A 26,369-nucleotide genomic window follows, 5' to 3' on the forward strand; every position below is an offset into this window, starting at 1 on the left:
TTTGGGTCAACCTACTTTTCGTAGGTTCAGCCCTTTTTCTTGCCGGTTGCCAGAAGAACGAATCGGACGGTATCGTCATGATTTCCGCAATGTAAGCGGCGAAACGCTGAACAATCTATCTGTCAATGGACAGCCTTTAGGCACTCTTTCGAATGGCAAGTCTTCGGGTGTCAGGCGGTTTGACGCATTCGGCACGGATTCCGGATTGCCGGACTGTCAGATCGAAGCAACAGTGGACGACCAGCTATTGGAGGGAGTTTCCACGTTTTTCTGGTGCGCCACGGAGAAATCTGCGTTGAAACCGGGGCGATATACCATTGAAATTACGCTATCTCCCTGGACCTCATATAACGAAGCCGGAGAACTAGTGACAAGCGACTATTTGTATTTACAGTTTAAATAGGTTAATTCCCAAAATCTCACAGCGGGATTTAGACTTGCGCAGTTGGCCTTCCACGACAGCTACCTTTGCCGCCTGAAGCAGTACCTGTTCATTTTCCATTACTTCTGAAAGATGTGCTGCCTGCTGAAACACCTTTCAAATTGGGAGCTGTAACACCAGAAAGAAATATCGAATCCGCTCTCATATTGTATATACCTTTCAAATTGGGATCTGCAACACCGTATGAGGTTTGACGAATATGAGAAGAAAATTGTATATACCTTTCAAATTGGGATCTGCAACACCTAGCCAAGCTTGAAGCAAGGGTTGACCAGCATTGTATATACCTTTCAAATTGGGATCTGCAACACCCAGTAAATACGTTCTTTATGTTGGATTGAAGTTGTATATACCTTTCAAATTGGGATCTGCAACACCTGACATTGCTTTCTTATCTAAGTTCAACAAGTTGTATATACCTTTCAAATTGTGGTCTGTAACACCAATCACACCCCTAGCACAACACATAATTGAGTTGTATATACCTTTCAAATTGGTTTCCACCACTACAGCAAGTTAGCGAATAAGCAAATTCGCAATAGAATAAAGTATTCAGTGAGTGTTAACCTGACCTCACCTTGCGGCTGTACAAGCAGCCTCAAAGATTTTAAAGAGCTTACAGGGCGTTTGTTATGTACGAAAGCTTAATCAATACCTAATCCCATAGTGGCTCTTGGCGATTGTCAAACAAATACAGGAGTATAATTTTTGAATCGGTGACTTCGTAGACCAGAGACGTTTGTTTGGAAATGACACACCTTCTATATCTCGGGTTCACAGGTACAGCATGAAACAGATAAGGGTGCGTCTGAATTTTGCCAACCATATCGTCCAATTTTTTCAGAAAACGATTGACATACCGGTCGCCCAATCACGCCCGATTATCGAAACTGTAGCTGATAAGGTTTCTTTGTAGGTTTCGGTATATTCGATTTTCTTAAACACGAATCGGTACTAACGACCCAATATTTCACGATGGGATTTAAACTTGTGCAGTCGCCCTTCAGCAATATCCGCTTCTGCCCGCCGCAACAGCACCTGTTCTTTTTCACTGATTTCCTTCACAGGCTCTTGCGCATCGTAGGCAATATCCATAGCCTCCAAAATAGCCTTTATGGCCGCCCATTTCTTTTTACTATCAATATGCAAAGTCACCTGTGTCATATGAGTCACGTTTAAAACAAAGATACCGATGAATTATCTTTTTTTAAAACACCTTTCAAATTGGGGCCACTAACAACCAAATAAACTCCTGATAATGAGTATTTCACGTTGTATATACCTTTCAAATTATGATGATCTGTAATACCTTTTTTCAAAAACCGACCCGTTGGCCAACGGTTGTATATACCTTTCAAATTGTGGTCTCTAACACCTGTCTATTTCAATTAGTTACATGCTCATGAGTTGTATATACCTTTCAAATTGTGGTCAGTAACACCTATTTCAGGCGGATCCTGTGCAATCAAATAGTTGTATAAACTTTCAAATTTGGATCTGTAACACCTTCCTCGCCCGCAAGGAAAAGCAACAAGCAGTTGTATATACCTTCAAATTGGGGTCTGTAACGCTGCACAGAATTGGACATTTCTATATCGACTGTTGTATATACTTTCAATTGGCGTCAGTAACACCATACCGCTTGATAAATTCTGTTGTATATACCTTTCAAATTGTGGTCATTAACACCGGTGTTTTTGAAAGCACTTTATTCGGGAGCGTTGTATATACCTTTCAAATTGTGGCCTGTAACACCAATTGATGGTACCGCAAAATGTGATACCTAGTTATATATACCCTTCAAATTGTGGTCTGTAACACCGCGCGCTGTGTTTGACGGAGATATCCCAGAGTTGTATATACCTTTCAAATTTGGGTCTGTAAGACCTCAAACGAAATTGGCGACAGAAATACGTTGGTTGTAAATACCTTACAAATTGGTTTCCACCACTACGGCAAGTTAGCGAATAAGCAAATTCGCAATAGAATAAAGTATTCAGTGAATGTCAACCTGACCTCACCCTGCGGCTGTACAAGCAGCCGTCGCATTATCACACTTATTTCCACACCTCCAATTCGCTATAATTTGCAATTTTGCCAAAATCGCGATCCGAGTGGACAAGCGGAGTCGAAAACCAAATTGCATAATAAGCAATTAAGCAGTCGTTACTTTTACGAATAGTAACCCCTCGCTTTCGTAACGAGCGATATAAATCGGCCGCCCCAACGGCAGCTTCATAAGCTGGCAATTCTAATAATCGGAAATACGACAGTGTTTCTCTAACGTCAATATAGGTACTGTCTGTACGGATCCCTTGGAGAATTTCTTGTAGGATGGTTGGAGTAAGCAGCACCTCGTCATCAGCTAAAACATATTCTTCCAATAACCTCGCTTCGTGTGTTTCCTTTTTGTTGAGAAAATCAATCCAAACAGAGGTATCAAAAATTAACGGCTCATTCATAGACTGCGCATCTGCTCCAAATTGCCCTCCCACGTTCCCTTACCGCGGATAGACAATAGTTTCTTCCGCTTCAACGAGGCAACGTATTGTTTAAGCGCTTCGTGCACGACGTCCTTTTTTGTTTTCAGATTACTGATTTGTAGCGCTTGCTTAACCAGTTGGTCATCTAATTCAATGTTGGTACGCATAATCACTCATTTTATTATGTGTAAAGATACGAAATTTTATACACATCCAAAAATGAAGATCTCAATGGAACTCAATTAATGGACACATCTTAAATTGGGTCCTGTAAACCCCATTATGCTTTTTGGCAAGGCAACCACTAGTTATATATACCTTTCAAATTGGGGTCTGTAACACCTAGACGTTTTATCTGAAAGATTGGCTGATGGTTGTAAATACCTTTCAAATTGGGGTCTGTAACACCGGGCCTACACGGAGACCCAGTTCTTGCACCGTTGTATATACCTTTCAAATTATGATCTGTAACACCCGTACATAAAGCGATATGACATTATGTGCAGTTGTAAATACCTTTCAAATTGTGGTCTCTAACACCACCTATTGATATTGCAAACATCGCTTAATACCTGTTGTAAATGCCTTTCAAATTGTGGTCAGTAACACCTTCAGAAATTCAGGGATGAGAATCGCAATAGTTGTATATACCTTTCAAATTGGGATCTGCAACACCTCGTATGGGACGACAATCCTCTCCGAATCCATTGTATATACCTTTCAAATTGGGATCTGCAACACCATAGAGCTGCTTATGGTAAAGAAATCCTGCATTGTATATACCTTTCAAATTGGGATCTGCAACACCCAGTAAATACGTTCTTTATGTTGGATTGAAGTTGTATATACCTTTCAAATTGGGATCTGCAACACCTGACATTGCTTTCTTATCTAAGTTCAACAAGTTGTATATACCTTCAAATTTGGGTCTGTAACACCTTGTTTCAAAAACCGACCGCTGGGCCAAAGATTATATATACCTTTCAAATTGTGGCCTGTAACACCTCCATTGCTAGGTTCTATCAAGAAAATGCAGTTGTATATACCTTTCAAATTGGGGGCTGTAACACCTTTGGGTGTGCTACTAAAGCAAGCCCTAGTTGTATATACCTTTCAAATAGGGGTCTGTAACACCGGAGGTTTACGGCATCCGCAACCTTAATGGGTTGTATATACCTTTAAATCGGGGCTGCAACATCACATTATACTTCCGACGCCAGAGCTATTTATTAGTTACAAATACCCGCCAAGCGCCATCATGGGCTTTCTGTTGAAAAGGCAAAAGTAAAATAAGGTATTCAGTGAGTGTCAACCTGACCTCACCCTGCGGCTGTACAAGCAGCCTCTAACATTTCAAAGAACTTTGTATCTGCCTACTCCTCAATCACATTTATCCCCGCCTTCTTGGCCTTATAGGCAATCTTTTCCTTCAGCCCGTAATAGCTCCAGTTGCGGAGCAAGAACTCCTCGTCCTTCGCCACCTCCTCTTTTTGCTGTTGGTTCACCAGAAGCAATGTGCCTGCCTCAGACTTCACGCACAGGTCAATCAGCCTTCGGCTGTACAGGTGCAGCCGGTTGTCGACATACCGCTTTTCTTTAGCATCCCAATCTTCCAGACTTTTCAGCTTGCGCCGGCGGCCTCTGCCCGGGCGGTTGTACGTGGAGCCCCGCTGCAGGCGGTGCCGCGCGGCCTGAATGGCCAGCCTACGGTGCAGGAATTCCTCCTTGTTACCAATTTGGAACTGGGCCTTCCCTACCTTCACCACGATGGGGTGTTCGATGGAGAGCGACGCTTCGGCGATTACCGTATCTTTCAACCGGTGCTCGTCGCGCTCCATCTCAAAGGCCGCGAGCAGGTACAGCTTGCCGTTATCGATTTTCAGCGAGCTGGCGCAAAGCTTGAGCGTACCGGCTACATGGCGCTGGATGAGCACTCGTTTGTCCGTCTTGTCCTTGCCCAAATAGGTCTTGAACGGAATTTTGAACAATGTGAACCGGAACTCCCGCTGCTTCTCGTCGGCCACGAACTTCAGCAGTTTGCCCGAAAAGGGCAGCGGGATGCTGCGCTTATAGTTGCGCAGCGACTTCTCCCCTTTCCAATACGCGCTGCGTTCGGTGCTGTAAACGCTGTAGAGCGAATTGTTCAGGTTGGAAAAGATGTCCGAGGGCATCTTGCCCAGCAGCTTGGCGGACAGCACGCGGTAGGTGGTGCTCATCCGCGAGGTGTTCAAAATGCCCCCGGCATCCTTGGCACGGTCGGCCAGCTTCACTTTCACCTCATCGGTAAAGTAAATCAGGTCTTTCACCCGATCCTGTACATACAGGTGGGTGAAAATCAGGTTGGCGGCCTGAAAAGCCATAAACTGCCATTCGTACAGCTGTTTGTAGTGCGCATCTTTCTGCTCCTTGTCTTCGCAGTCTACGTATATCTGTATTTTCCGTGTCAGGATGATGGTCTTCTTTTCCATGGTCAGGCCGATTGTCTCCCCTTCTTAATGGCGGCGTGTGCCTGTACAAACAATGATTTCACCTTGGCGTCGTCCAGTTGCAGCGCCTCGGCGATTTCCTCGAAGGAATATTGCAGGTCATACCGCATGGCCAGTACCTGCGCCTGCTCATCGCTGAGCATGCCTTCGGCGACGAGCGGCTTGGTGCGGGCGGCGCTGTCCAGTTTGGTCGTGTCCGACAGTGCGGCTTTCAGGTTGGCGATGCACTGCTCCACGCGCTGGGCCACTTCGTAGTCCGAGATGCCGCCCAAATGGTAGGCGATGCGCTCGTTGTTGAATCCGTACCGCAGGCACAGCCGGATAAACAACTGCTGCTGTGCGGTCAGGTTGGGCAACAGCCCATTGATTTGCTCCAGTTGCCGCTGTTTTTCTGCTTCCAGCTGTTCGAGGTAGACCACATCTGCCTCCTCTTCTCCCTCTATTTCATAACCCAGCATGAACTCCTGGAAATCTTCGATGCCATCCAGCCGCAGCATACTCCGGTGGAAGCGGTTGGCGGTTTTGCGGTAATACGCCATGCCGGCTTCGCGAAGCTGGCTGCCGAGGAATTCGTGCAGGTGCGGTACGTCGCGGATGATATCGCGCATGAGCCACAGCCGGAGAAACGCTTCCTGTGCGATAACATGGGCTATGACGTCGTCTTTGACGAACCGCTCGGCCCGCCAGGCATAGTAGTTATAATAGGCCCGGTAGAAATAATTCAGCCCGGCTTCATCGCCAGCTTTGAGCGCGTCGAAAAATCGTTCGGCGTTTTTCTTGGTACGGTAGGTCGATGCGTGCATGGCGCGTAAAAATTTCGTCAATCGTTGATGTTTAGTTCAGACTTCAGTTTCTTAATCACCTCGACACCTTTATAGTGTCCATTCACGGTGTTTGTCAGCACTTCCCTGCTGACGCCGATTTTCTCGGCAATCTCTTTGATGGTGCGCCGGGATTTCACGATCTCGAGCTTCAGCGGCAAATTCTCGGGATACCTCGCTTTCTTCATTTTTTATTACTTTTGTGAATACACAAGCAAAGTTTGTGAATATTTTTCATATTTACAACTAATTTGTGATTTATTTTCACAATGAACTATTTTTCTAAAAATATAAAGTTCCTTCGGGAGGAGCGGAAATGGGGCCAAGCTGAATTGGCCAGGCAGTTGAATGTGACCCGCGATAATGTGGCTTCCTATGAACGGGGGTCTATCCCGAAGTTGGAAGTGCTGGTCAAAATCGTGAATTTGTTTCACATCGACCTAAAGGACTTAGTTGAAAAAGATCTGGAATCGACCCCCCCTTCGGGGTATACCATTGCAACTGATTCGGACGGTGCCTATCAGCCTGTCGACCAAAATGACGATCTTACCCTGGAATCTCTCCAGAAGCTGGTGAAAATACAAGAAAAGTATATTAAAGCGTTGGAAGACAAAATCGAGGCGAGCTCCAAGAAGACTCTTTAAAGTTTGTTGCACAAACCGTCTTTTTATCGGCGATATGCTGGCTACTTTCTGCAGCCATACCAGCCATCGCGCGATTCCGCGCCGAAGTGTACCGCAGCTGTGATCATTCCATTTCCCTTGGTATCGCCACCCTTCCGAAAATCGGCTCCGGTTCGTCGTGGGAGAGCGCAAGCAGCAGAAGTGGCGTGAGCAGCTCTTCCGGCGGAGGAAGCTGGGGTGGCAGAAGGCGGTAAATCCCGTTTAGAAGGCACGGTATGCCGTATCATCGCCCTCTTGTAGCCGGACGGCCTGCACCGATCCAGTTCCTACGAATAAAAACATCATGCCGACGATTCGGACCGGTTCAGGCCCTAAAGGCAATACATAAGCCTCCGAGCCATTGACCTCATAGACAAGCTTGCCGTCAACACTGCGGCACCCGACGGTCACCCAGTCTGAAAGGTCCACGCCGAATGCCGATAAGTCCTCATGTTTTCCGGAGACGGAACGGCCGCCTCCCATCAGCGCCAATTCGGATACACATCCTTTGCTTGAAAGCAGCAGCGATATAGGCATGCCGTCGGTGATGAGCATGACCTGCGAAAATTGGCATGCGTTATTGCCCGCTGCATAGTCGTTGCGCACACGGGCGCTGAACGAAAAGTCCGCAATAGACACAGGCTCGAAATTCCCTACGTTGTAGTATTTCACCATGGGCGGATCAGGCGTCAGGCTGACTTGGTTAGCCTCGATGGCAACGGTGGTTGCGCCCATGTGATCAGGATGGAGATAATCCGCCGGCTTCAGGTATATCGGTCTGGGTGCCCGGTTTATCATACCGAGCCACCCATTTGATGGGATGAGCAGTGGATGCTCCTTCACCACCTGCTGGCCCACCAACAGCTTGGCTATATAAAACCCAGGCTCATAATACACGGAGGTATGCTTATGCCCGTCTTTTGCTACTTGCTCCTGCCGCATGGGATCCCAGCTCTGCTGGATAAAAACGGAATCAATCTGGGCCCGGGAAGCGTCGTACGTGAAGATAACCGAATTGGGGATACCACGGGTCACCGGCTCGCTGCTGAACCGATAATCATCAGGTGAAGCCGTCGCTACCGTTCCTACCTCATTATCACCACCCCCATCTTCCTTGCCGCCCCGGTAATAGGTGGCAAACCCAATGGAGACCAAAGCCACGATGACTAATCCCCAGCGCAAAAGCCGCTTCTTCCTGCCAAGCTTAGCCGGTGGTTCCATCGGGGCTGCCTGCTGCTGCGCTACCACAAACGAACGCCAGTTTTCGTAGCCTAGGAAGGCTGCCAGCGTATCCAGCGTCGATGTTGCCGGCTTGCCGTCGTGTTTAACTCGGCCCCATACCCGCTTCAGCGTGCTGGCACTTAGCATAACCTTCGTAGCCTCATAAATGCGATCGCTCAATTGCTGGAAGTCGGTACCCGTCCAATCGCTACTGTCGCCCCATCCCAGTTTTTTCTCGATGGCTCGCAGACAGGCTTCCAAATATACATCCTGTTTTTCCACGGTGTTACCTAAACGCGAAAGACCTTGAACGAAATTGAACGGTTTTGAACCGGCTATGATTCGTTGTTGGCTTTCGCGATGTTAATCTTTGTGATGACAAATACAAAGTTATTAAAGTAACCCAATAAACAACCGTATGATGAGCACAAACAATTTGACAACGCTGATCTGCTGCCTTTCGCTTCTTGGATCAGCTACAGCACAACAACGCAAGCCAAGTTTTCCAGACAGCAATGGGATGGCCATCCCCCTGGATGCCGCACATTGGCAGAATGATTCCGGCAAGGTGGTATTTGAACAAATCGGCGGCGTACCCATCATGCGGCTATTGCCGATGGCGGGATTCACATGGCTAAAAGATTTCGATTTCACCACGGGCACCATCGAATTCGACTGGCAACCAACCGACACCACGTTTTCGCATTTCAATTTCCGGTATCAAAGCAGCATGGAAAGCGAGTGCGTGTACCTGCGTACCGCCCGGGCAGGCGACTCCTTGGCCATGGATGCGGTGCAGTATGCGCCGTTTATCAAAGGCGTCAACCTATGGGATATGCTCCTTCATTTCCAGGCAACGGCCACATTCAGTAAAAGGGAATGGAACCGCATCAAATTGATCATTTCCGAAAAGCAGTTGCTGATCTTTATCAATGATCTCTCGACGCCCCGCCTCTGGGTGCCCGAGCTGGAGGGGGATGTAACGAGCGGCACGTTGGCCTTTTCCGGTGAGGGATTGGTGGCCAACCTGGCCGTGAAACCGGGCGACACGGAGGGGCTACCCCATCAGGCTGGCTTAGATCCCACAGCCAATGACCCCCGCTACCTCCGGCAATGGCTAGTCAGCGATCCTATGGACTTTCCATTCGGTCGTGAACCGGCAGACCTTGATCTCCCTAAGCCGGACGCCCGCTGGACTGACCATCGTGCCGAGCGCCGCGGACTGCTCAACATTACCCGCCTACATGGCTCTAAGATGCCTGAACGACAGCTAATCTGGATTAAGGCGCGCATCCGGTCGGCCATCGATCAGCAAAAGTGGATGGACTTCGGTTTCAGCGATGAGGTATGGCTCTTCGTCAACGGCTCATATACTTATGCCGACAAGAACTACTACGGCACGCCCATCATGAAGCCTCCTTTCGGCCGTTGCTCCATTGAAAATACAGCCGTCTATATGCCATTGAAAAAGGGCGACAATGAAATCCTCATCGGCCTGGCAAACAATTTCTACGGCTGGGGCGTAGTGGCGCGACTCCGGGACCTCCATGGAATTGAAGCGCTGGAATAGCCTCTCCTGCCAAACGGCAGCCCAGCGGTGCGGCAGAAGGCGGGAAGACGACAAGTTTACCGACCCCTGCCGCCCAATACTTCGTCTACCATGCCGAATTCCCTGGCTTCATCTGCGGTCATCCAGTAATCGCGATCAGCCAACTTATCCACTACTTCGTAGTCCTGCCCGCTGTGATTGGCAATGATTCGATAAAGCTCCTGCTGTATTTTCAAGGTCTGCCGGATGCTGATGTCCATATCCGCTGCCGTTCCCTGCATACCACCAGACGTCTGGTGGATCATCACGCGTGCATGAGGCAAGGCGGCGCGTTTGCCGGCGGCTCCGGCGCTGAGCAGCACTGCGCTCATGGATAACGCGATGCCCGTACAGATTGTGGCTACGTCGGGGCCGATGTATTGCATGGTATCATAGATACCCAGTCCGGCGTAGACTGATCCGCCTGGCGAATTGATGTATAATTGGATATCTTTTTTCGCGTCGGCTGATTGTAAAAAGAGCAGTTGGGCTTGAATGATATTAGCTACGCGATCATCTACAGGCTCACCGAGGAAGATAATGCGGTCGACCATGAGGCGCGAAAACACATCCATTTGAGCGACGTTAAGCTGGCGTTCTTCGGTAATGTACGGCGTCAGGGCTACAGGCATGACGTAGGCTGATGCCCGTGAAAGATAGTGATCGACATACATGCCATTGATGCCGTGATGCTGCACGGCATACCGGCGAAATTCATTGTGATTGATAGTCATAGTATACGTTGTTAACGATTAAACATAGGCGTCCCTTCACGCCCATTGAAGAGCATGCCAGCACTATTAAGCCAAAAAATCAACGGTTATCGCTGTTGGAAGATGCGTAGTACCTTATCACGGAACGCGCGATGACGTGGCGCAGTAAACAGTGTCCGGTGCATGGCCTCCAATTCATGCCGCAATCGTTGCCGGCCGTAGGCTCGGATGATATGGTAAGTCTTCCGTTGCCAGTGGACATCCTCACGTAGCGCCGGATATAAAAGGAGGCTGGCCTCAAAAAGTAGCCGCTGCTCGTCGGAGGCATGTCCAAGCAGACAATCTTCCGCCATCTGCAAATTATCCAGCAAAGTCTTCATAATGTAACGATTTTTCTTTGACCACTTGTTTTACTTTTTGTAGGCATTTAAATTTCTGAACGGTTGCAGAGCGCGTGCTTGAAAAACCGAAACGATGTGCCAGCTCCTCCATATCCAACTTTTCGTAATAAAAGGCAGTAAGCATGTCCATACACCTGCGACCTGCGGCCTGCAACAACCGAAGAATACGTTTGCTTGACACGGTTTCATCGGCCGAAACGCCATCCGCCCAATCCGTGTTTACGTCATCGTCACCAAATCCGGCCATCAGTTGATCCAACGACGCGTATCGCTGATTTTCTTGATATCGCTTAGTCCAGAGATGCCGCACTATCCCGAAGATATAAGCCTCCTCCCCTTGCCGCAAAGTGAGTTGTCCATCGCGCATTTTCTCGTAATAAACCAACAAGGCTTCGTGGAACACATCTTTCGCTTCTTCTAATGTTCCATCCCGCTTGGCTACATAACGAGCCACTAATGGAAAAACGCGCTTATAAAGTGCCGTCGTCATAAAGTCCTTTTACTACTATGTGCTTTTTTCATGCAAAATATCACCCAAACTTACCATTTATCCGCCACTTTTTTTGCCCCTGGCAAGCTATCAAAACAATAACAGGATTGCGCTTGTTAGCACGTATATAGTGAGCAAGTATATACCGGATGCTGCGGGGACGATTGCCACTTTTTACCGAGATAGTTAATGTCGTTATTAGGTAGACGGACCAGCTTCATTGCCATCTAAAAGCAGAAAACAATTTATTCAAATGAAAATAGCGTACATCTCCACTTGTCAGCCTCGGGAATGCGGTCTGGCCACATTCAATGAAAATTTACTGCAAGCGGTAAATCATTATCTGCCGTTTAACGCATCGGGCAGCTTTATGGTCGCCCTCAACGACTCAGATGATAAATATCAATACGACTACGACAATCGGGTAAAATTTGTCATCGCTCAGGAACACCTGGCGGACTATCAGGCCGCGGCGTCGTTCATTAATCGAAGTGGCGCTGATATGTGCTGCATCCAACATGAATTCGGGATATTCGGCGGGCGTAGCGGTGCTCACCTACTTACGTTGACCAGCGCTTTGCAAATGCCTTATACCGTTATCTTACATACCGTCCTTGAGCGCCCGGATCCGGTTCAGCTTTTCATAACCAGGAAACTCGCCGACGGAGCGGCCAAAGTCATTGTCATGAGTAAAAAAGCCGTCCAGCTGCTGCGCGAGGCTTACCGGATACCACTGGGAAAGATCAGTTCCATCCCCCACGGTGTACCCGATTTCGAGAAGCCGGACATTCAAACCATAAAACAGCAGCTGGAGCTCCCCATCGGGAAGATACTGCTCACCTTCGGCTTGATCGGCCCCAGTAAAGGATTGGAAACCGTAATCAGAGCGCTTCCTACTATCCGCGAACAACATCCCGATGCAAAATATGTGATCCTCGGTAAAACCCACCCGGGCGTGCTGAAGCGCTCGGGCGAAGACTACCGCGATAGTTTAAAATTGCTGGCTGCCCAGCTCGGTGTGGAGAAGCATCTGTTGTTTATTTCTAAATTTGTGGATGAGCAAGACCTACACGCCTACCTGTCGGCATGTGATATCTATTTGACCCCTTATCCAAACGAGGCTCAAATCACCAGCGGGACGCTTTCGTATGCCGTGGGAGCTGGTGCCGCTGTGGTTTCTACACCATATTGGCATGCCCAGGAGCTCCTAAAGAGCAACCGCGGCAAACTCTTCAATTTCAATGACCACAGCCAGTTGTCAGCGATTGTCAATAACCTGCTCAGTAACCCCGCAGAATTGAACAAACTAAAACAGAACGCCTTCCGGCACGGACTGTCTTTGCGCTGGCCCAAGATAGGCAAGCAATATACCCAATTATTTAAAGCAAATGCCGAAACGACATCGCCTACTTTACTTACCGAAAATACGCTCATGAAGGTAACGTCGCTCACGCGCCCGCTGTCTTGGAAAACGTACTGATGGCCAAAAAAAGAGCCGCCCCGATATGTATCGAGGCGGCCGCCCCAATGGGGTTAGGGGCTATCAACCTAAACCTATGCATTCCATAGCAATTCCGATGCCAAAAACACAGACAATTGGCTATAGGTATTTTTTTTGTGTTATCTATCGAAATATGCCGTTCTTTGTCAATCGTACCGCAATAACCAAAGGTACGCATGGCCAATGAATACATTTGCAGAACAAGTCATCCACTTCAATCGAAACCTAACGTTTGCGGATCACTTACCCGACGATGTGCAGTTACTGAATCCTTTTCGGGAAAACGAGGAAATTATGTCGGTGACGGCGGCATTTTACAGCAAGTTCTACAACGACGCCCACGAACGAACATTGATTCTTGGTATTAATCCCGGCAGGCTCGGCGGCGGGGCCACAGGGATACCCTTCACCGATTCCAAACGGCTTACGCAGGTATGTGACATTCCCGTCTCGTCCATCAGTACACACGAGCCGTCCTCTGTATTTATCTATGAAGTTATCCGCCAGTACGGTGGTGCGGCGGCCTTCTACAGCCGTTATTTCATCAACTCGGTATGTCCCCTCGGATTTATCCGGTTAAATAACAGAGGCAATTGGATCAATTGCAATTACTACGACGACGAACGCCTGTTTACGACCATGAAGCCTTTTATCATTTCCAGCCTTAAAAAACAGATTGACTTTGGCATCGACACCACAAAATGTTTCATTCTGGGTAAAAAGAACGCGAAGTATTTCGAAATTATCAATGCGGAAGAAAAGTTATTTGATTCGTTTGTTGCCCTTGATCATCCGCGCTTTATTGAACAATATCGTTCAAAGCATCGCCAGGATTACATTAGCCACTATCTTCAATGCTTGGCATAGCAAAAGCGAAGCCCGTAAACGTGCGTGTTTACGGGCTCAGGCAAGTATTGATAATGCGGTTTGCCGTTTAGGGCATTATACGTTGCGTCGTGGTCGTGTCTGTTGTATCCACGGCATCACGCAATGCTCTGGCTTCTTCCTGATGATGCTTCAATGTAGGCAGCGTTTTAGACGCAAATGCTTTTAGATCGGCATTTTGTGCATCCGACGAAGCGTCCTCAAACATGGATACCACCTTGTCATGATCCTTCACCATCAGGTCGATATATTCACGGTCGAACTCAGCGCCGGACTTCTCGCGTAGCTTGCGTTGCTTTTCTACATGTTCTTCGCTGATCACCGGCGGCAGGGTAATATTGTGCTTACTGGCGATGGTCATTAACTCGTCGTTGGCCTTTTGGTGGTCGTTCACCATTTTTTGCGCAAAATCCTTGATGCGCTGGTCCGTAGCCTTCTCCAAAGCCAGCTTGCCAAGTTCCACTTCGGCTAATCCGGCATCGGCTGCCTTTACGGCAAAGTCAGCATCGCTATTGTTGGTCATTGCGGTAGTGTCATTCACATCCTGAGCCTGATCCACACTGTCACTTGCCGTGCGCTGATTAGCATTGTTGCATGCCAACATTGCCATACTTGATATCAATACGATCATTAAACATTTTAACGTTCTCATAAGCTTTCAATTTTGATAAGTTTGTTGGATTCTATTCTATTTGATTCTATTCTATAGTTAATTGATATGCAATGGTTCTAAGGCCGCTTCACGATACCGGCTACCAGGCTCTTCCATTGCGGGTACGAAAGCCCCAGCTTGGCTCCCAGACCCACCATGGTGTTTCTTGTATTGTCGACAACCGAGTCTGTATCGGTATTGACTACTTCGTTCCTGCCGTGGTACCTGGCTATCACCCGATGGCCTTGCCGCTCAACGACAATGGTCGAACTGGCTACGTCTTTAAAAAAATGAGCGGTATCGTCGTTCAACTTCAACGGGTTATTGGTGGGCCGAAGGGTTATCGAACACCGTTCTCCCATCGGTCCATTTTCTTCCGTAATGTCTTCAACCTCCACCCAATCGTAGCCGTCGCCTGCAGACGGGCCCGGACCGGGAATATCGATGCGGATCCTGTCGCCTTCCTCGGGGCGTGATTTGACAGCTTCGCCGCCATATCGGTCTGTAAGCACGAATGACGAGACGGGCACTTCAGCAATTTGGTACCAATTGTTCACGTCAAACAGCCGACTTTTCGCCAGCAAAAAGAAATTGCTGGCACTTTGGTCGTCAGGAAGGTCGATATGCGCATCCAGATCGACCTGCTTTCCGGTATATTGAGGAGGCACCGAGGGGTCCCCCATGGTTTTACGTTGTTCTGTCATCATATCTACTTTTGGTGGTTATTAGCCGCTGGTCTCCGTTGGGTCATCTGACTGGATTTGCTTATCCCCCAGTGGATCACGCTCATCCACAGGGGGCACGTCCTCCGGCTCCATCGGACTATTCGGATCATCCCAAATCGGTTCATCATCGTCGCGCCGCGGATCCTCAAATGGAGGGACTTCCACGTCCGAGTCTTCGTCTTCGTCCTCGGGGCCGTCAATGGTGTTATCCATATTTTCTAAAATTGGATTATCATCGCCTCCCGCATCGTCACGTACAGGATACCCTTCTTCATCCAAGTCGACCCGTTCGTCTTCTGGTGTTTCGGCCAGCGCCTCATCCGTTTCGTCAAGCCGCGCATAGCTGTCCGCCGCCACCTCTGCGTCCAACTCTTCGAGTTCTCCTTTCAGCTCGCTTCGTTTGTCGCGGTATTCATCGGGCGTGTACGGGTTTTCTTCATCATAAGTTGAGTTATCATCTTCACCATCCGGAGCGGCGGTGTCATACGGGTCGGGATGCTGGTATTCGGCATCTTCGGTCTCGACGTCCAGTTCGAAGCTATTTTCTTCTTCATTAAACCGCAGGTCTTCGCCTGTTGGTTCTCTTGTTTCGTCTGTATCCGCTACATCGAGCGGAATTACAGGCGGGTTTTTCCGATTATCTGGTATCATCACTTCTTTTTTCATGATTTAAATCACATACTGCGCCAGTATCGCATTGTGCCAGCTTTCGCGCCAATGCGTGGGATTCCTCATACAATCCTTCCGCAGGAAATGGGGTCTTTTGGACGATCCTGTTCGTTTTTGTGGTTTAGTTGTTTGCAAAAAAGCACACCTCAGCGAAGCGTCTTCATGGCTTGGAGTAATTTTTCTTGAACGGCCAGCCGCGTATCCGGGTAGTTTTGTTCATCGACCCACACTGAAACAGAAATCTTGTACCCGTCCGGTTCCAGCATACTGATGCCTATCAGGTAATTGGTATTGACTAATAAATCGCCTGCTGTACGCAATGCACCAATCAACACCTGCTTAGCATGCTCGAAATCGATTTCATACGTCACTTTCAGCTCCATGTCGAGCCGGCGCTTGCCAGCTTGGCTCATATTAATAATAACTTCGTTGGAGAGTTTGCTGTTGGGCACGATGACGGTGCGATAATCGCGCGTCAGCATGACGGTGTAAAACAACTGGATAGATGTCACTTCTCCTTCCTGCCCTTGAGTAAAGATCAAATCGCCGACACGGAAAGGCTTGAGCATGAGAATGAGTACACCGCTGGCAAAGTTTTGCAAGGTGCCCGATAGCGCAAGCCCGGCCGCAACGCCGAAGGAACCCACCAAAGCCGCAAACAGCGTCATCTGCAAGCCCATCACTTGAATGACCAAGAGAATCAGTAACACCCGTAAGGCCATGACAATCAAACTGGAAAGGAAAACTTCCAGCGTCGGATCCCAATCTTTCTGTGTAATCTTCCTTTTTACCCAACCCGAGAGCAGTCTAATCAACCACATGCCCGCAACGAGCACGAGAATGCCAAGTACAACACGCGGCGCCTGATGGATAAACCATTCGACAAACCGTGCATAAAGTCTTTCGATATCCATAAGCTTTTTGTATGTGCCTGACCTATGCAAAAAGCCTACCCACTCCGTATATCCATCCCCTACATTCGCATATAAGCGCACTGTACTAAATACTGCATAAGAGTGTCGACATTTCAAAAAACGATGTTTTGTAATGCCGAATAGCCGGCGCCCCCATCACCAAACTACCGGAGCGCCACGCATGCCTGACTAGGCGATTTTGAGGACAAAACAGCCTTTTAAGCTGGCATGCCGCTGTCGTACAAATCATGGCACCGTCTGTGCATTCGTATATACGCAATAAACAGAGTTGACAACATAATACTAAACAGAACAATTATGGCACTGCAAGAAAATCCGCAACACCAAGAAGGACAAACCACGAAGGCAATCGAAGAACAAACCGCCAAATTACCCTCTAAACTGTTTCTCTGTGCAGCATTGGCAGCTATGGGCGTATCACTGGCGTTGAAGTGTGCAGGGCACAAACACACAGCGTTATTTGTCGGGCAATGGGCAGCACCTTTTCTATTACTGGGCACGTATAATAAAATCGTGAAAACACAGGGCCACGACCAGCAAGATAGTTAAGATGAGTCGATGGCTAAATCTGCGCAATAGGGGTGTATTGGGCAATGCCTTCCTTTTTCAAGGAGCTTATTTCATCATCACCGGGATATGGCCATTGCTCAACATGGAGAGTTTTTTGGTAGCTACAGGCCCAAAGCAAGACACATGGCTTGTGGAAATGGTGGGGCTATTGGCAGCCTCCATTGGCCTCACCTTTATTGTAGCAAGCCTGAGAAAACAGCGTCTGCCCATGCTGCTCGGCTACAGTGCCGCATTGAGTTTCCTGGTGATGGACATCCTGTATGTCGCACGCGGGGATATCAGCCGCGTCTACCTATTGGATGCGGCCATACAGGCTATCTTTATCGCTGCGATAACTTTTTTTGGAGCCCGGAAGCCTGAACAAAACAAATAACCAGCTTTCAATATGTATACATTAGGAATCAACGCAGTCTTTCACGACACAGCGGCCTGCATTGTCAAAGACGGGCAATTGCTTGCAGCCGTGGAAGACGAGCGCTTCACACGCATCAAACATGGGAAACGACCTATACCGTTTTCCACCTATGAATTGCCATTTCATGCCATCGATTACTGCTTACAGGTGGCCGGAATCCATCTGAAGGATGTTGACCAAGTGGTATATTCGTTTGACCCCTATCTGCTCATCGATGAAAATCAGGCTGCCAGCCCAAACATCGCCATCCCGTTTCACTTAAAAGACTGGGAACCGGCTGATCCACAACCCTGGGAGGGCCTCTTCCTTTCGTCTATTATCAATGCATCAGCACAACTTGTAGATGGCTATCCTCACCATCTTCAGCGACGATTCAGGGAAGCCAGCCAAGCAGACTGGGACTGGCACTTCGTTGAACATCATCTTTCCCATGCAGCAAGCGCATACCTGCCGTCGCCTTTTGAAGATGCAGCGGTGATGGTATTGGATGGCCGCGGTGAAATCGCAACCACCTCCTATCACGTAGGGCAGCAGCAAAGTTTAACCCGGATTGGCCAGGTAAACTTACCGCACTCGCTGGGCCTACTGTACGAAGAAGTGACCAGTTACCTCGGGTTCCTCCATTCCTCAGACGAGTACAAAGTAATGGCGTTGGCATCCTACGGCAAGCCTACTTATGCAAAAGACTTCCGGGACATGATTTACTTGAGCGAAAATGGCCAATACCGCATCCAACAGACGCAGCTTGAAGCGCGCTTCGGGCCTGCCCGGCTACGACATGCTGCCCTCACCAATCATCATTTCGATATTGCCCGTTCGCTTCAATACGTGCTGGAAGAAACGGTACTGGAATTGGCATTGTGGCTGCATAGCGAAACCAAACAACGCTACTTGACCATGGCTGGCGGTGTGGCGCTCAATTGCGTGCTCAATGCCCGTATCCGTGACGATGGCCCGTTCGAAAAGGTGTGGGTACAGCCTGCGGCAGGAGATTCGGGAACGGCCTTGGGCGCCGCACTTTGGGCAGATGCCAAGCTACGCGGCGAGCGCCAAAAAGCATTTATAATGAGCCACGCCTACTGGGGGCCGGCTTATGAGGATGATGTAATCGCCGATTTCTTGGAGAAAGCAAAAGTTCCGTACACGCGAATGGAGCGCGTTGCCGAGGAGACTGCCCAGCTATTGGCGGCTAATCGCATCGTTGGATGGTTTCAGGGCGCGATGGAATATGGACCAAGGGCGTTGGGCAGCCGCTCAATCCTGGCTTCACCGGTGCTCCCGGAAATGCAAGCCTGGCTCAATGAAGTGAAGGACCGTGAAGATTTCCGTCCGGTGGCGCCGGTCGTGACCGAAGAAGACGCTCCGTTGTGGTTTATGAATGCACAGCAATCGCCCTTCATGCTTTTCGTCAATCAAGTACCCCCCGCTAGGGCAGCCTTGATACCGGCGGTAAAACATGTAGATGGCACAGCTCGCATACAGACTGTAAATCGTGAACAAAACCCGCTGTATTATGATTTGCTGAGGGCTTTCGAGCAGATCACGGGGATTCCGGTGCTGATCAACACTTCGTTTAATACCGTAGGTCGGCCTATCGTCTGCAGCCCGCGGGATGCCTTGGAGTGCTTCTGGACCTCGCCGTTTGACGTATTGATTATGGGATCGTTCTTAATTTCAAAACAATATGGAAACAAAGATATCAGTGGTCATTCCCACATACAAACGGCCTCGGCTTTTGGTTAGGTGCTTGGAGGCATTAGCACTTCAAACGTTGGATAAGACAATGTTTGAAGTGGTCATAGTAAGTGACGGCCCAGACCGGGCTACCGGAGAAGCCATTGCCCGATGGTATGCCACGCAGCCGGCCGTAAATCTCCGTTATCTATCGACGCCGGCAAAAAAAGGGCCTGCCGCGGCACGTAATGCCGGCTGGATGGCGGCAAAGCACACACTTATCGCCTTTACAGATGATGATTGCGTACCCGCACCAGGCTGGCTCCAGGCGTTCCGGTGCCACTACCATGGCGAGCCTCATGTGGCCATGACAGGCCGTGTACAAGTGCCACTATCGCCACGGCCGACGGACTTCGAATGGAATACGGCCCAATTGCAGACAGCAGAGTTCATCACGGCCAACTGTTGCTGTTCCAAAGCTGCATTGCTTAGCGTTGATGGCTTTGACGAAGCGTTCGGCATGGCATGGCGCGAGGATAGCGAACTGCAATTTAAATTGATTACGCAGGGCATTCCCATTGTACGCATCGACGAAGCCTGCGTGTGGCATCCGGTGCGCCCCGCTCCTTGGGGTGTGAGCCTCCGGGAGCAAAAAAAAGGGCTATACAATGCATTGCTTTATAAAAAGCATCCCCGCCTCTTCCGTGAAAAAATACAGCGGCGTCCGCTTTGGCATTATTATATCACGGTATCGCTGTTTGTGGCCATGTGCGCTGCATTGGTATTCGATTGGAGGCCGTGGTTCCAGCTGGCCTTGATCGGTTGGCTGCTCTGCGTGGTCCTTTTTACCTGGAAACGGTTGCGCACGACCCGCAAATCGATAAGCCATATTGCCGAAATGGCGGTGACGTCCATGCTGATTCCGTTCGCGTCCGTCTACTGGCAATGGTATGGAGCGATCAAATACCGGGTATTGTTACTTTAACCGAGAGCTGACTATGCAATTCGAAGAAATCGCTAAAATAGCTGTCTTTAGAGCCTTACAATTGGGTGATCTGCTATGTGCAATACCGGCTGTACGCGCCATGAGACGCCATTTCCCTCAAGCGACGATTACGCTGGTAGGACTTCCCTGGGCCAAGCAACTGGTTGAGCGGTTTCCGATGTATTTTGACGCAATGGAACCTTTTCCGGGCTACCCGGGGCTTCCCGAACAGCCTTATAGCGTACAGGACATGCCCCACTTTCTTGCCCGCATGCAGACCGAACGGTTTGACTTGGCACTGCAGATGCAGGGCGACGGTACGTTGGTCAATCCACTTATTGAGCTTTTCGGCGCTACGTATACCGCTGGATTTTATACGGAGGCAAGCTATCGTCCGCCCGGTGGACTATTTATCCCCTATCCTTCGCATGTGCACGAGGTATGCCGGCATCTACTATTAATGCAGCACCTTGGCATTCCGCACCAAGGGCTGGATTTGGAGTTTCCGCTTACGGACGAAGATTATGCGGACTTTGATGCACTTGGCCTGCCAATCCAACCGGGCGAATACGTATGCATCCATCCTGGAAGCAGGGCTGCCTGGAGGCAGTGGCCGCCCATGGCTTTTGCCTATATGGCCGATAGGTGCGCCGAACTTGGCTACGGTGTTGTCATTACCGGCACGACAGAAGAAATGCCTATTGTCAGTCAGGTTGTCCGATACATGCGCCACATACCGGTTGTGGCGGCGGGAAAAACATCTTTGGGTGCCGCGGCTGTACTTATCAAGCAGGCCAAAGCCATTCTGGCTAATTGTACAGGGACATCCCATTTGGCATCGGCATTGGGAACGCCAGGCGTCATCATCAGCATGGATGGCGAACCAAACCGGTGGCGGCCATTAAATAAATCTTCATTGGCTACCATCGACTGGATTCAAACCCCCGATTTGAAGTTGGTAGAAAAAGCACTAACAAGCAAGCTGGCCCTCCCCTTGTCTATTGAGCACCATATCGATAGCGTTTGAGATCGCTTCAGTGGCCGGTAGATCTATCTTTTCTTGATACAGCGAACGATCCACATGGCGGATCACTTCGTTCCGGCTCTGAAGGCTCTTGTCCGTAATACTGTAAGGAAAAAGCATATGCGGACAACGCCACGGCGTATGCTGGGGATTAGTAAGTGCATACAAAACCACCAACGGCCTCCCGAAAGCTGCCGCCAAATGAATGGTCGCGGTATTGACGGATACGACCAGCGTTGCCTGCCGAATGACGGCCGCAAATTCGGCAATATCCAATAGCCCTCCCGCAGAAAACGTACCCGGCCCCGACGCCCGGCTCAGGCAGTCGGTCAATGCGCGCTCATCGGAATTGCCGGTAAACACAATTTGTTTTGCAGGATGAGCAGCAAGTACACGTTTCGTCAGCTCCATCCACCGATCGACGGGAAACGCCCGTTTAGGCTCGCTGACCCCGGCATGGAAAATAACAAACGGTTGCCGCGTGTCCATGCCGATGCGAGCCAGCTTTGCCATCGCTCGAATATGAGCTTCGGCAGGTACCGCGATGGTGATCCGGTCATCATTGGTGTATGCCCCGATTTGTTCTACCAAATCCAAGTCACGTACAACCTGATGCCTGATATGGGAGTAAGGTTCGTCATCCGGAACCCAGCGTGTAAGCAAATCGTAAGGATTTTCGCGACAATACGCCAGGCGGCGCGGGATACCAGCCGCCCAGGCCAGCATAGCGGTGGGCAACGGATTTTGACTATATACGGTAAAAATCACGCAACCGTCAAAAGCAGCATTTTTGAGCCGAGAAACCATTTTGCTCAAATATGCCGGCTGGATTGACGATGTGTGTTTTACCCATGGGAAGTTGGCCACCAGCGTTTCATCTACCTCGGGTAGCAATGCGGAGGCGGCTGCGCCTGCCTCAGACGTAAGCAACGTAATTTTGCATCCAAAACTACGTTTTATCGCGCGTATCGCCGGACTGCTCATCAGTACATCGCCAATATTGTCTGGGCGAATGATCAATAGGTTGGTACAACTATTCCAATTATCCATAATGACTATACAATGGCGCTGTTTACATGCGTGTGTTCATAAATCCGCCGTATCAACTGGGTGGTCGATCGGTTGGCCGTCAACGGAATCAACTGCACACGGCCACCCAGCGACGCTACCAATTTGGCTTCGGGCAACTCGGCCATCCGGTAGTCGCCCCCCTTGACGAAGATATCTGGCGCCAACACCTTAATGAGTGCCGAAGGTGTGTCATCTTGTCGATGGCCGAAGACCACCAGATGATCAATACATCCGAGCCCAGCCAAGACGGACAGCCTATCGGCAAGGCCGTTGATGGGCCTCTCTGGACCCTTTAGCCGCCGGATGCTCTCGTCATCATTGACTCCAACGACAAGTACGTCACCAAGCTTTTTCGCTTCCTTCAAGTAATTGACATGTCCACTATGCAGGATATCGAAACACCCGTTTGTAAATACAATACGGCGTCCCATGCTTTTATAATAGGCACGGATTTCTTCCAGGTGCCTCATTGATGTAACCAGCTTCTGTTCGTTGTCCAACTTGGCTAAGAGCTCCAAACGCGTGCATAGCGACGTTGCATCCTTTTCAATTGCCACCGTGGCTGCGGCAGTTGCCATGGTCGCCGTGCGCCTGGCATCGGCACCCGAAAGTAAGGCCAGGGTACAAGTACTGATAAACGTATCCCCCGCTCCGCATACATGTGGGGCAGCCACCGGGATTGCTCCGGCATGAAAAATCAATTTGCCCTTTTCAAACCATAAGGAGCCGTCTTTATCCAACGTCACTACCGACCACTGCGCGCCTGTTTTCTGATAGAGGGCGTCGCCACATTGCTCAAGCAAAGCCCTCCTGTCTTTGGTGCCAGCCTCGTGTCCAAGCAGGTGAACCGCTTCTTCATAATTAGGTTTCACCAAGGTCGGAGCCAACTCCTTGAAAAGCAAAAGCCGTTTTGAATCTACCGCGATAAATTTTGCCTGTTTGCGCTTCAATTGGATGAGGCTGTCTATTACGGCGTGGGTTACCACACCTTTGTTATAGTCGGCAACGATTACACCGTCACAGGCCTCAACATGCTGTTGTAGATATTGAATCAGCCGTTGAGCCGATTCCGCTGAAATCGTCGTATCGTCGCCCCGATCAAGCCGTACCAGTGGATGGCCATCGGCCAATATCCGGGTTTTGACCAACGTCGCGCGCCCTGTTTCCCGAATGAGAAAATCAGGCGAAAACCCGGCTTCAACAGCTAAATCACATGCCCGACCGGCCTCCATATCGTCGCCGATGACCGAACAAAAGACCACCTCAGCGCCAAGTGCGCGAAGGTTGGCGGCGACATTTGCGGCACCACCCAGTACCCATCTATCCGAATGGATATCAACTACCGGCACCGGAGCTTCGGGAGATAACCGCGTACTGCCCCCTTCGATGTATTCATCAATGATAAAATCACCTATTACTACGATCTTCTTTTGCTCAAACTGTGCGGTAAATTGCCAATTATACTTTTCCATGTGAGGTGCTTTTTATAATTAAGTTTGCGGCTTGCGTAAAACTATCAGCGATGTATGAAGGCCGCTGGTGTTCGTTCAACACATTCTTCCGCTCGCGCCTAAGCCCATCGATCAATACGGTTTTACAGCCTGCCCGGTTACCTGCTTCCACGTCATCGAGGATATCCCCTACCATCCAAGAGTCGCTGAGGCTGATGCCGTAGGTTGCCGCCGCCTGCAATAACATGCCGGGCATGGGCTTGCGGCAGCGGCATATACGCGTGTATGACTTGACGGTGCCTTCCGGATGATGTGGGCAATAATAAAAGCCTGACAATACCACGCCGCTGCTGCTGAGTAACTGCTGCAGTTTTTTCTCCACCCCCAGGAGTGCCTCCTCCCTGAAATAGCCCTTTGCTACGCCTGCCTGGTTGGTTACTACGAAAAACGAATAACCCAAAGTGCCGAGTTGCCGTAGGCCATCAGCCACACCCGCCAACAGTTCGATTTTAGCAGGGTCTGCGTTATAGGGGACGTCCCGGATCAGTGTGCCGTCCTTATCCAAAAATATCGCTTTTTTGCTTGGCATGATGATGTTTAAGTTTCCCATTTTGCTGGTGAGGCAGATCAATAGCCTGCACCAAAGATGAAGAGTGCCCGGTTGCCGCTTGCGAGGCGGCGTAATCGACCAACCGGTGCTCCACGATCGTGCAAAGCAGGTGAATGATATGGAGATGCAATTCCTGGATGCGTTGTGTGTTGCCGGAAGGCACGATGACATTGATATCTCCTTTTGCCGCGGCACGGCCGCCGTCATTGCCCAATAACGTCATGCATACCAGTCCCAATTGCCTGGCTTTATCCATAGCCTCCAGGATATTGGGGGAGTTGCCGCTGGTGCTTAGGCACAACAGGATATCACCTGGGCGACCATATGCTTCTACCTGCCGAGCAAAGACATCGTTGAAACCGATGTCATTGGACCAGGCCGTCAGCATGGCCATATCTGCCATCAAGGAAATAACCGGCAGCCCCACTCGGTTCGGCAGTTCAAACCGTCCAAGTAACTCGGCGGAAAAATGGAGACTCTCCGCTGCGCTGCCACCATTGCCGCAGACGAGCACCTTGCCTCCCTTGGCAAATGTCTTTGCCAGCACCCTTCCCGCCCGCAACACGTGATCGGTAAGACCATCGGCAGACAATCGGAAGAGGTCTGCTGCTTCTTGAAACGCCTGGGCAATGGTCTGCCTTTCATCATCCGCGGTTTCGAGCCGTTGGCTGGTCAGCTTGCGGTATACGTCGTCCATCTGCTGTGCTACCTTTTTCCACGTAAAGTATTCGTTTACGCGTTTTATCGCATTGTGTCGCATGTATATCCTTAAATCGTCATTCTTAAGCACCAACTCCAGTTTTCGGGCGAGTGCTCCCGGGTCTTTTGGCCGCACCAAAAATCCGGTTTTGCCATTGGCCACGCTATATTGGATTCCGCCTACCTTTGCACCAATCACGGGCGTGCCACACGCCATAGCTTCCAGGGGTGTGATGCCAAACGGTTCATACCAAGGGGTAGATACAAACACATCGGCCGCAGAATAAAAATACTTAAGCTGCTCTCTACTCTTCCGTCCTTCAAATATGATGGCGTCGGCTATCCCCAGCGAAGTAGCCATATCCATCAACCGCCGGTATTCGATGTCGGCATGAAGGTGCGGTTTTTCGTATTCGCCCCCCACAATGACCAACTGCGCATCTGTCGCTTCTTTGCGCAACTGCGCTAATGCCTGAATAACCGTATCAATGCCCTTACGTGGCACCATTCTACCCAGTTGCAGAATGATTTTGCGCGTGGGATGCAAGTCCAGTAGCATTCTTGCGTACGCCTTGTCGATGGGATGAAATTCGTGCGGACTGAAACCGCAGGGAATCATCGTTATTTTTTGAGGGTCGGCTTGGTATAATTGAATCAAATCCGACTCATCCTGTGGGCACTCAGCGATGATACCATCTGCGGCCTGCATGATCTGGGTTTCTATTTCACAACGCTCTTCGGGAAATCTGTCGGTTTCCCGTTGATGCATCAACCTTACTTTACCCAGGGCATGGAAGGTGACCACAAAGGGAATAGCATGACGCTCTTTGAGTTTCATGGCTACATAACCCGACATCCAGAAATTGGCATGCACCAGCGCATATTGCTTTGGCTGCCGCGCTATAAAGGCTTCCATGGATTGCGTAAACCTATCCATATATTGAAACAGTTCCTCTTTCGGCAAGGACTTAGCCGGGCCGGCTTCGATATGTATGATACGGACATCAGACAACCATTGCACCTCCATGGGCAACTTGGGATCGTCCCTGCGGGTAAAAACATCGATGGAATATCCAAGCGTAGCTAATTGCCGTGCCAGTTCGCCCACGTAAATATTCTGCCCTCCGCTATCGACACCGCCGATCGCCGCCAGCGGCGATGCGTGTTCACTAATTAATGCAATAGTCTTGTTCATG

28 protein-coding genes are annotated in these 26,369 nt (G+C 49.6%); 10 read left to right on the forward strand and 18 right to left on the reverse strand.

Going from position 1 to position 26,369, the window contains the following annotated elements:
* The first annotated feature begins 46 nt into the window (after positions 1-46).
* Positions 47-403 (forward strand): hypothetical protein, encoded by a 357-nt coding sequence (locus B5X72_RS17170; protein WP_079718161.1) that lies wholly within the window; start codon positions 47-49, stop codon positions 401-403.
* Positions 404-1,396: 993 nt separating this feature from the next.
* On the opposite strand, the gene B5X72_RS17175 is transcribed toward B5X72_RS17170, so the two are convergent.
* The 6 genes from B5X72_RS17175 to B5X72_RS17200 all read right to left on the reverse strand — a co-directional run bounded on the left by B5X72_RS17175 (position 1,397) and on the right by B5X72_RS17200 (position 6,420).
* Positions 1,397-1,606: a hypothetical protein gene (locus B5X72_RS17175; RefSeq protein WP_079718162.1), complete on the reverse strand. Its 210-nt coding sequence runs from the start codon at positions 1,604-1,606 to the stop codon at positions 1,397-1,399.
* Positions 1,607-2,499: 893 nt separating this feature from the next.
* Positions 2,500-2,904, reverse strand: coding sequence for a type II toxin-antitoxin system VapC family toxin (gene vapC, locus B5X72_RS17180; protein WP_079718163.1), 405 nt, complete (start codon positions 2,902-2,904; stop codon positions 2,500-2,502).
* On the reverse strand, positions 2,901-3,092 hold the full coding sequence (locus tag B5X72_RS17185) for a type II toxin-antitoxin system VapB family antitoxin (protein WP_079718164.1): 192 nt from the start codon (positions 3,090-3,092) through the stop codon (positions 2,901-2,903). Before B5X72_RS17185 ends, vapC begins: the two co-directional genes overlap by 4 nt.
* Positions 3,093-4,298: 1,206 nt before the next feature.
* Entirely contained in the window at positions 4,299-5,393 is a 1,095-nt protein-coding gene (locus tag B5X72_RS17190; RefSeq protein ID WP_079718165.1) for a hypothetical protein, read from the reverse strand.
* 2 nt (positions 5,394-5,395) lie between these two features.
* A complete protein-coding gene (locus B5X72_RS17195; RefSeq protein WP_139378759.1) occupies positions 5,396-6,235 on the reverse strand; it encodes a sigma factor-like helix-turn-helix DNA-binding protein in 840 nt (279 codons plus the stop codon).
* Positions 6,232-6,420, reverse strand: a complete 189-nt coding sequence (locus B5X72_RS17200; protein WP_079718167.1) for a hypothetical protein — start codon at positions 6,418-6,420, stop codon at positions 6,232-6,234. The genes B5X72_RS17195 and B5X72_RS17200 overlap by 4 nt, the downstream gene beginning before the upstream one ends.
* 81 nt (positions 6,421-6,501) lie before the next feature.
* On the opposite strand from B5X72_RS17200, the gene B5X72_RS17205 reads away from it, so the two are divergent.
* Entirely contained in the window at positions 6,502-6,876 is a 375-nt protein-coding gene (locus B5X72_RS17205; RefSeq protein WP_079718168.1) for a helix-turn-helix domain-containing protein, read from the forward strand.
* A 240-nt stretch (positions 6,877-7,116) separates the two neighbouring features.
* On the opposite strand, the gene B5X72_RS17210 is transcribed toward B5X72_RS17205, so the two are convergent.
* Positions 7,117-8,397 (reverse strand): flagellar basal body-associated FliL family protein, encoded by a 1,281-nt coding sequence (locus B5X72_RS17210; protein ID WP_079718169.1) that lies wholly within the window; start codon positions 8,395-8,397, stop codon positions 7,117-7,119.
* Positions 8,398-8,533: 136 nt separating this feature from the next.
* Between B5X72_RS17210 and B5X72_RS17215 the strand changes: the two genes are divergently transcribed.
* Entirely contained in the window at positions 8,534-9,685 is a 1,152-nt protein-coding gene (locus B5X72_RS17215; RefSeq protein WP_139378760.1) for a hypothetical protein, read from the forward strand.
* A gap of 56 nt (positions 9,686-9,741) precedes the next feature.
* Here B5X72_RS17215 and B5X72_RS17220 read toward each other — a convergent pair whose 3' ends face one another.
* The 3 genes from B5X72_RS17220 to B5X72_RS17230 form a co-directional block, all read right to left on the reverse strand.
* Positions 9,742-10,437, reverse strand: a complete 696-nt coding sequence (locus tag B5X72_RS17220; protein ID WP_079718171.1) for an ATP-dependent Clp protease proteolytic subunit — start codon at positions 10,435-10,437, stop codon at positions 9,742-9,744.
* A gap of 86 nt (positions 10,438-10,523) precedes the next feature.
* Positions 10,524-10,796 carry a hypothetical protein gene (locus B5X72_RS17225; RefSeq protein WP_139378761.1) on the reverse strand — a complete coding sequence of 91 codons (273 nt, stop codon included), beginning with the start codon at positions 10,794-10,796 and terminating at the stop codon, positions 10,524-10,526.
* Complete coding sequence (locus B5X72_RS17230) at positions 10,777-11,307, reverse strand: RNA polymerase sigma factor (RefSeq protein WP_079718173.1); 531 nt, start codon at positions 11,305-11,307, stop codon at positions 10,777-10,779. Before B5X72_RS17230 ends, B5X72_RS17225 begins: the two co-directional genes overlap by 20 nt.
* Before the next feature lie 253 nt (positions 11,308-11,560).
* Between B5X72_RS17230 and B5X72_RS17235 the strand changes: the two genes are divergently transcribed.
* Both B5X72_RS17235 and B5X72_RS17240 read left to right on the forward strand, forming a co-directional pair.
* Complete coding sequence (locus B5X72_RS17235) at positions 11,561-12,787, forward strand: glycosyltransferase family 4 protein (protein WP_245826983.1); 1,227 nt, start codon at positions 11,561-11,563, stop codon at positions 12,785-12,787.
* Positions 12,788-12,991: 204 nt separating this feature from the next.
* Positions 12,992-13,675 (forward strand): uracil-DNA glycosylase family protein, encoded by a 684-nt coding sequence (locus B5X72_RS17240; protein WP_079718174.1) that lies wholly within the window; start codon positions 12,992-12,994, stop codon positions 13,673-13,675.
* A gap of 67 nt (positions 13,676-13,742) precedes the next feature.
* On the opposite strand, the gene B5X72_RS17245 is transcribed toward B5X72_RS17240, so the two are convergent.
* The 4 genes from B5X72_RS17245 to B5X72_RS17260 form a co-directional block, all read right to left on the reverse strand.
* On the reverse strand, positions 13,743-14,345 hold the full coding sequence (locus tag B5X72_RS17245; protein WP_200121665.1) for a DUF4142 domain-containing protein: 603 nt from the start codon (positions 14,343-14,345) through the stop codon (positions 13,743-13,745).
* Between the two features lie 77 nt (positions 14,346-14,422).
* Positions 14,423-15,052 carry a hypothetical protein gene (locus B5X72_RS17250; protein ID WP_079718176.1) on the reverse strand — a complete coding sequence of 210 codons (630 nt, stop codon included), beginning with the start codon at positions 15,050-15,052 and terminating at the stop codon, positions 14,423-14,425.
* An 18-nt stretch (positions 15,053-15,070) separates the two neighbouring features.
* The gene (locus B5X72_RS20850; RefSeq protein WP_176146256.1) at positions 15,071-15,736 is read right to left on the reverse strand and encodes a hypothetical protein; all 666 of its coding nucleotides are present in this window, start codon (positions 15,734-15,736) and stop codon (positions 15,071-15,073) included.
* A gap of 149 nt (positions 15,737-15,885) precedes the next feature.
* A complete protein-coding gene (locus B5X72_RS17260; protein WP_079718177.1) occupies positions 15,886-16,653 on the reverse strand; it encodes a mechanosensitive ion channel family protein in 768 nt (255 codons plus the stop codon).
* Positions 16,654-16,971: 318 nt separating this feature from the next.
* Between B5X72_RS17260 and B5X72_RS17265 the strand changes: the two genes are divergently transcribed.
* Genes B5X72_RS17265 through B5X72_RS17285 form a run of 5 tightly spaced genes read left to right on the forward strand, consistent with a single transcriptional unit; the run spans position 16,972 to position 21,345 of the window.
* Positions 16,972-17,223, forward strand: coding sequence for a hypothetical protein (locus B5X72_RS17265; RefSeq protein WP_079718254.1), 252 nt, complete (start codon positions 16,972-16,974; stop codon positions 17,221-17,223).
* A 1-nt stretch (position 17,224) separates the two neighbouring features.
* Complete coding sequence (locus B5X72_RS17270) at positions 17,225-17,617, forward strand: hypothetical protein (protein ID WP_079718178.1); 393 nt, start codon at positions 17,225-17,227, stop codon at positions 17,615-17,617.
* A 12-nt stretch (positions 17,618-17,629) separates the two neighbouring features.
* Positions 17,630-19,402, forward strand: a complete 1,773-nt coding sequence (locus B5X72_RS17275; protein WP_079718179.1) for a carbamoyltransferase family protein — start codon at positions 17,630-17,632, stop codon at positions 19,400-19,402.
* Positions 19,344-20,318 (forward strand): glycosyltransferase family 2 protein, encoded by a 975-nt coding sequence (locus B5X72_RS17280; protein ID WP_079718180.1) that lies wholly within the window; start codon positions 19,344-19,346, stop codon positions 20,316-20,318. Before B5X72_RS17275 ends, B5X72_RS17280 begins: the two co-directional genes overlap by 59 nt.
* A 13-nt stretch (positions 20,319-20,331) precedes the next feature.
* Complete coding sequence (locus tag B5X72_RS17285; protein ID WP_079718181.1) at positions 20,332-21,345, forward strand: glycosyltransferase family 9 protein; 1,014 nt, start codon at positions 20,332-20,334, stop codon at positions 21,343-21,345.
* On the opposite strand, the gene B5X72_RS17290 is transcribed toward B5X72_RS17285, so the two are convergent.
* Genes B5X72_RS17290 through B5X72_RS17305 form a run of 4 tightly spaced genes read right to left on the reverse strand, consistent with a single transcriptional unit; the run spans position 21,289 to position 26,368 of the window.
* Complete coding sequence (locus tag B5X72_RS17290; protein WP_079718182.1) at positions 21,289-22,392, reverse strand: glycosyltransferase family 9 protein; 1,104 nt, start codon at positions 22,390-22,392, stop codon at positions 21,289-21,291. The genes B5X72_RS17285 and B5X72_RS17290 overlap by 57 nt on opposite strands.
* A 5-nt stretch (positions 22,393-22,397) precedes the next feature.
* A complete protein-coding gene (gene rfaE2, locus B5X72_RS17295) occupies positions 22,398-23,885 on the reverse strand; it encodes a D-glycero-beta-D-manno-heptose 1-phosphate adenylyltransferase (RefSeq protein ID WP_079718183.1) in 1,488 nt (495 codons plus the stop codon).
* On the reverse strand, positions 23,872-24,453 hold the full coding sequence (locus tag B5X72_RS17300) for a D-glycero-alpha-D-manno-heptose-1,7-bisphosphate 7-phosphatase (protein WP_079718255.1): 582 nt from the start codon (positions 24,451-24,453) through the stop codon (positions 23,872-23,874). Before B5X72_RS17300 ends, rfaE2 begins: the two co-directional genes overlap by 14 nt.
* Entirely contained in the window at positions 24,422-26,368 is a 1,947-nt protein-coding gene (locus B5X72_RS17305) for a glycosyltransferase (RefSeq protein WP_079718184.1), read from the reverse strand. The genes B5X72_RS17300 and B5X72_RS17305 overlap by 32 nt, the downstream gene beginning before the upstream one ends.
* Between the last annotated feature and the right edge of the window lies 1 nt (position 26,369).

The organism is Parapedobacter luteus (assembly GCF_900168055.1).
In the GTDB taxonomy this organism is placed as follows: Bacteria; Bacteroidota; Bacteroidia; order Sphingobacteriales; family Sphingobacteriaceae; genus Parapedobacter; species Parapedobacter luteus.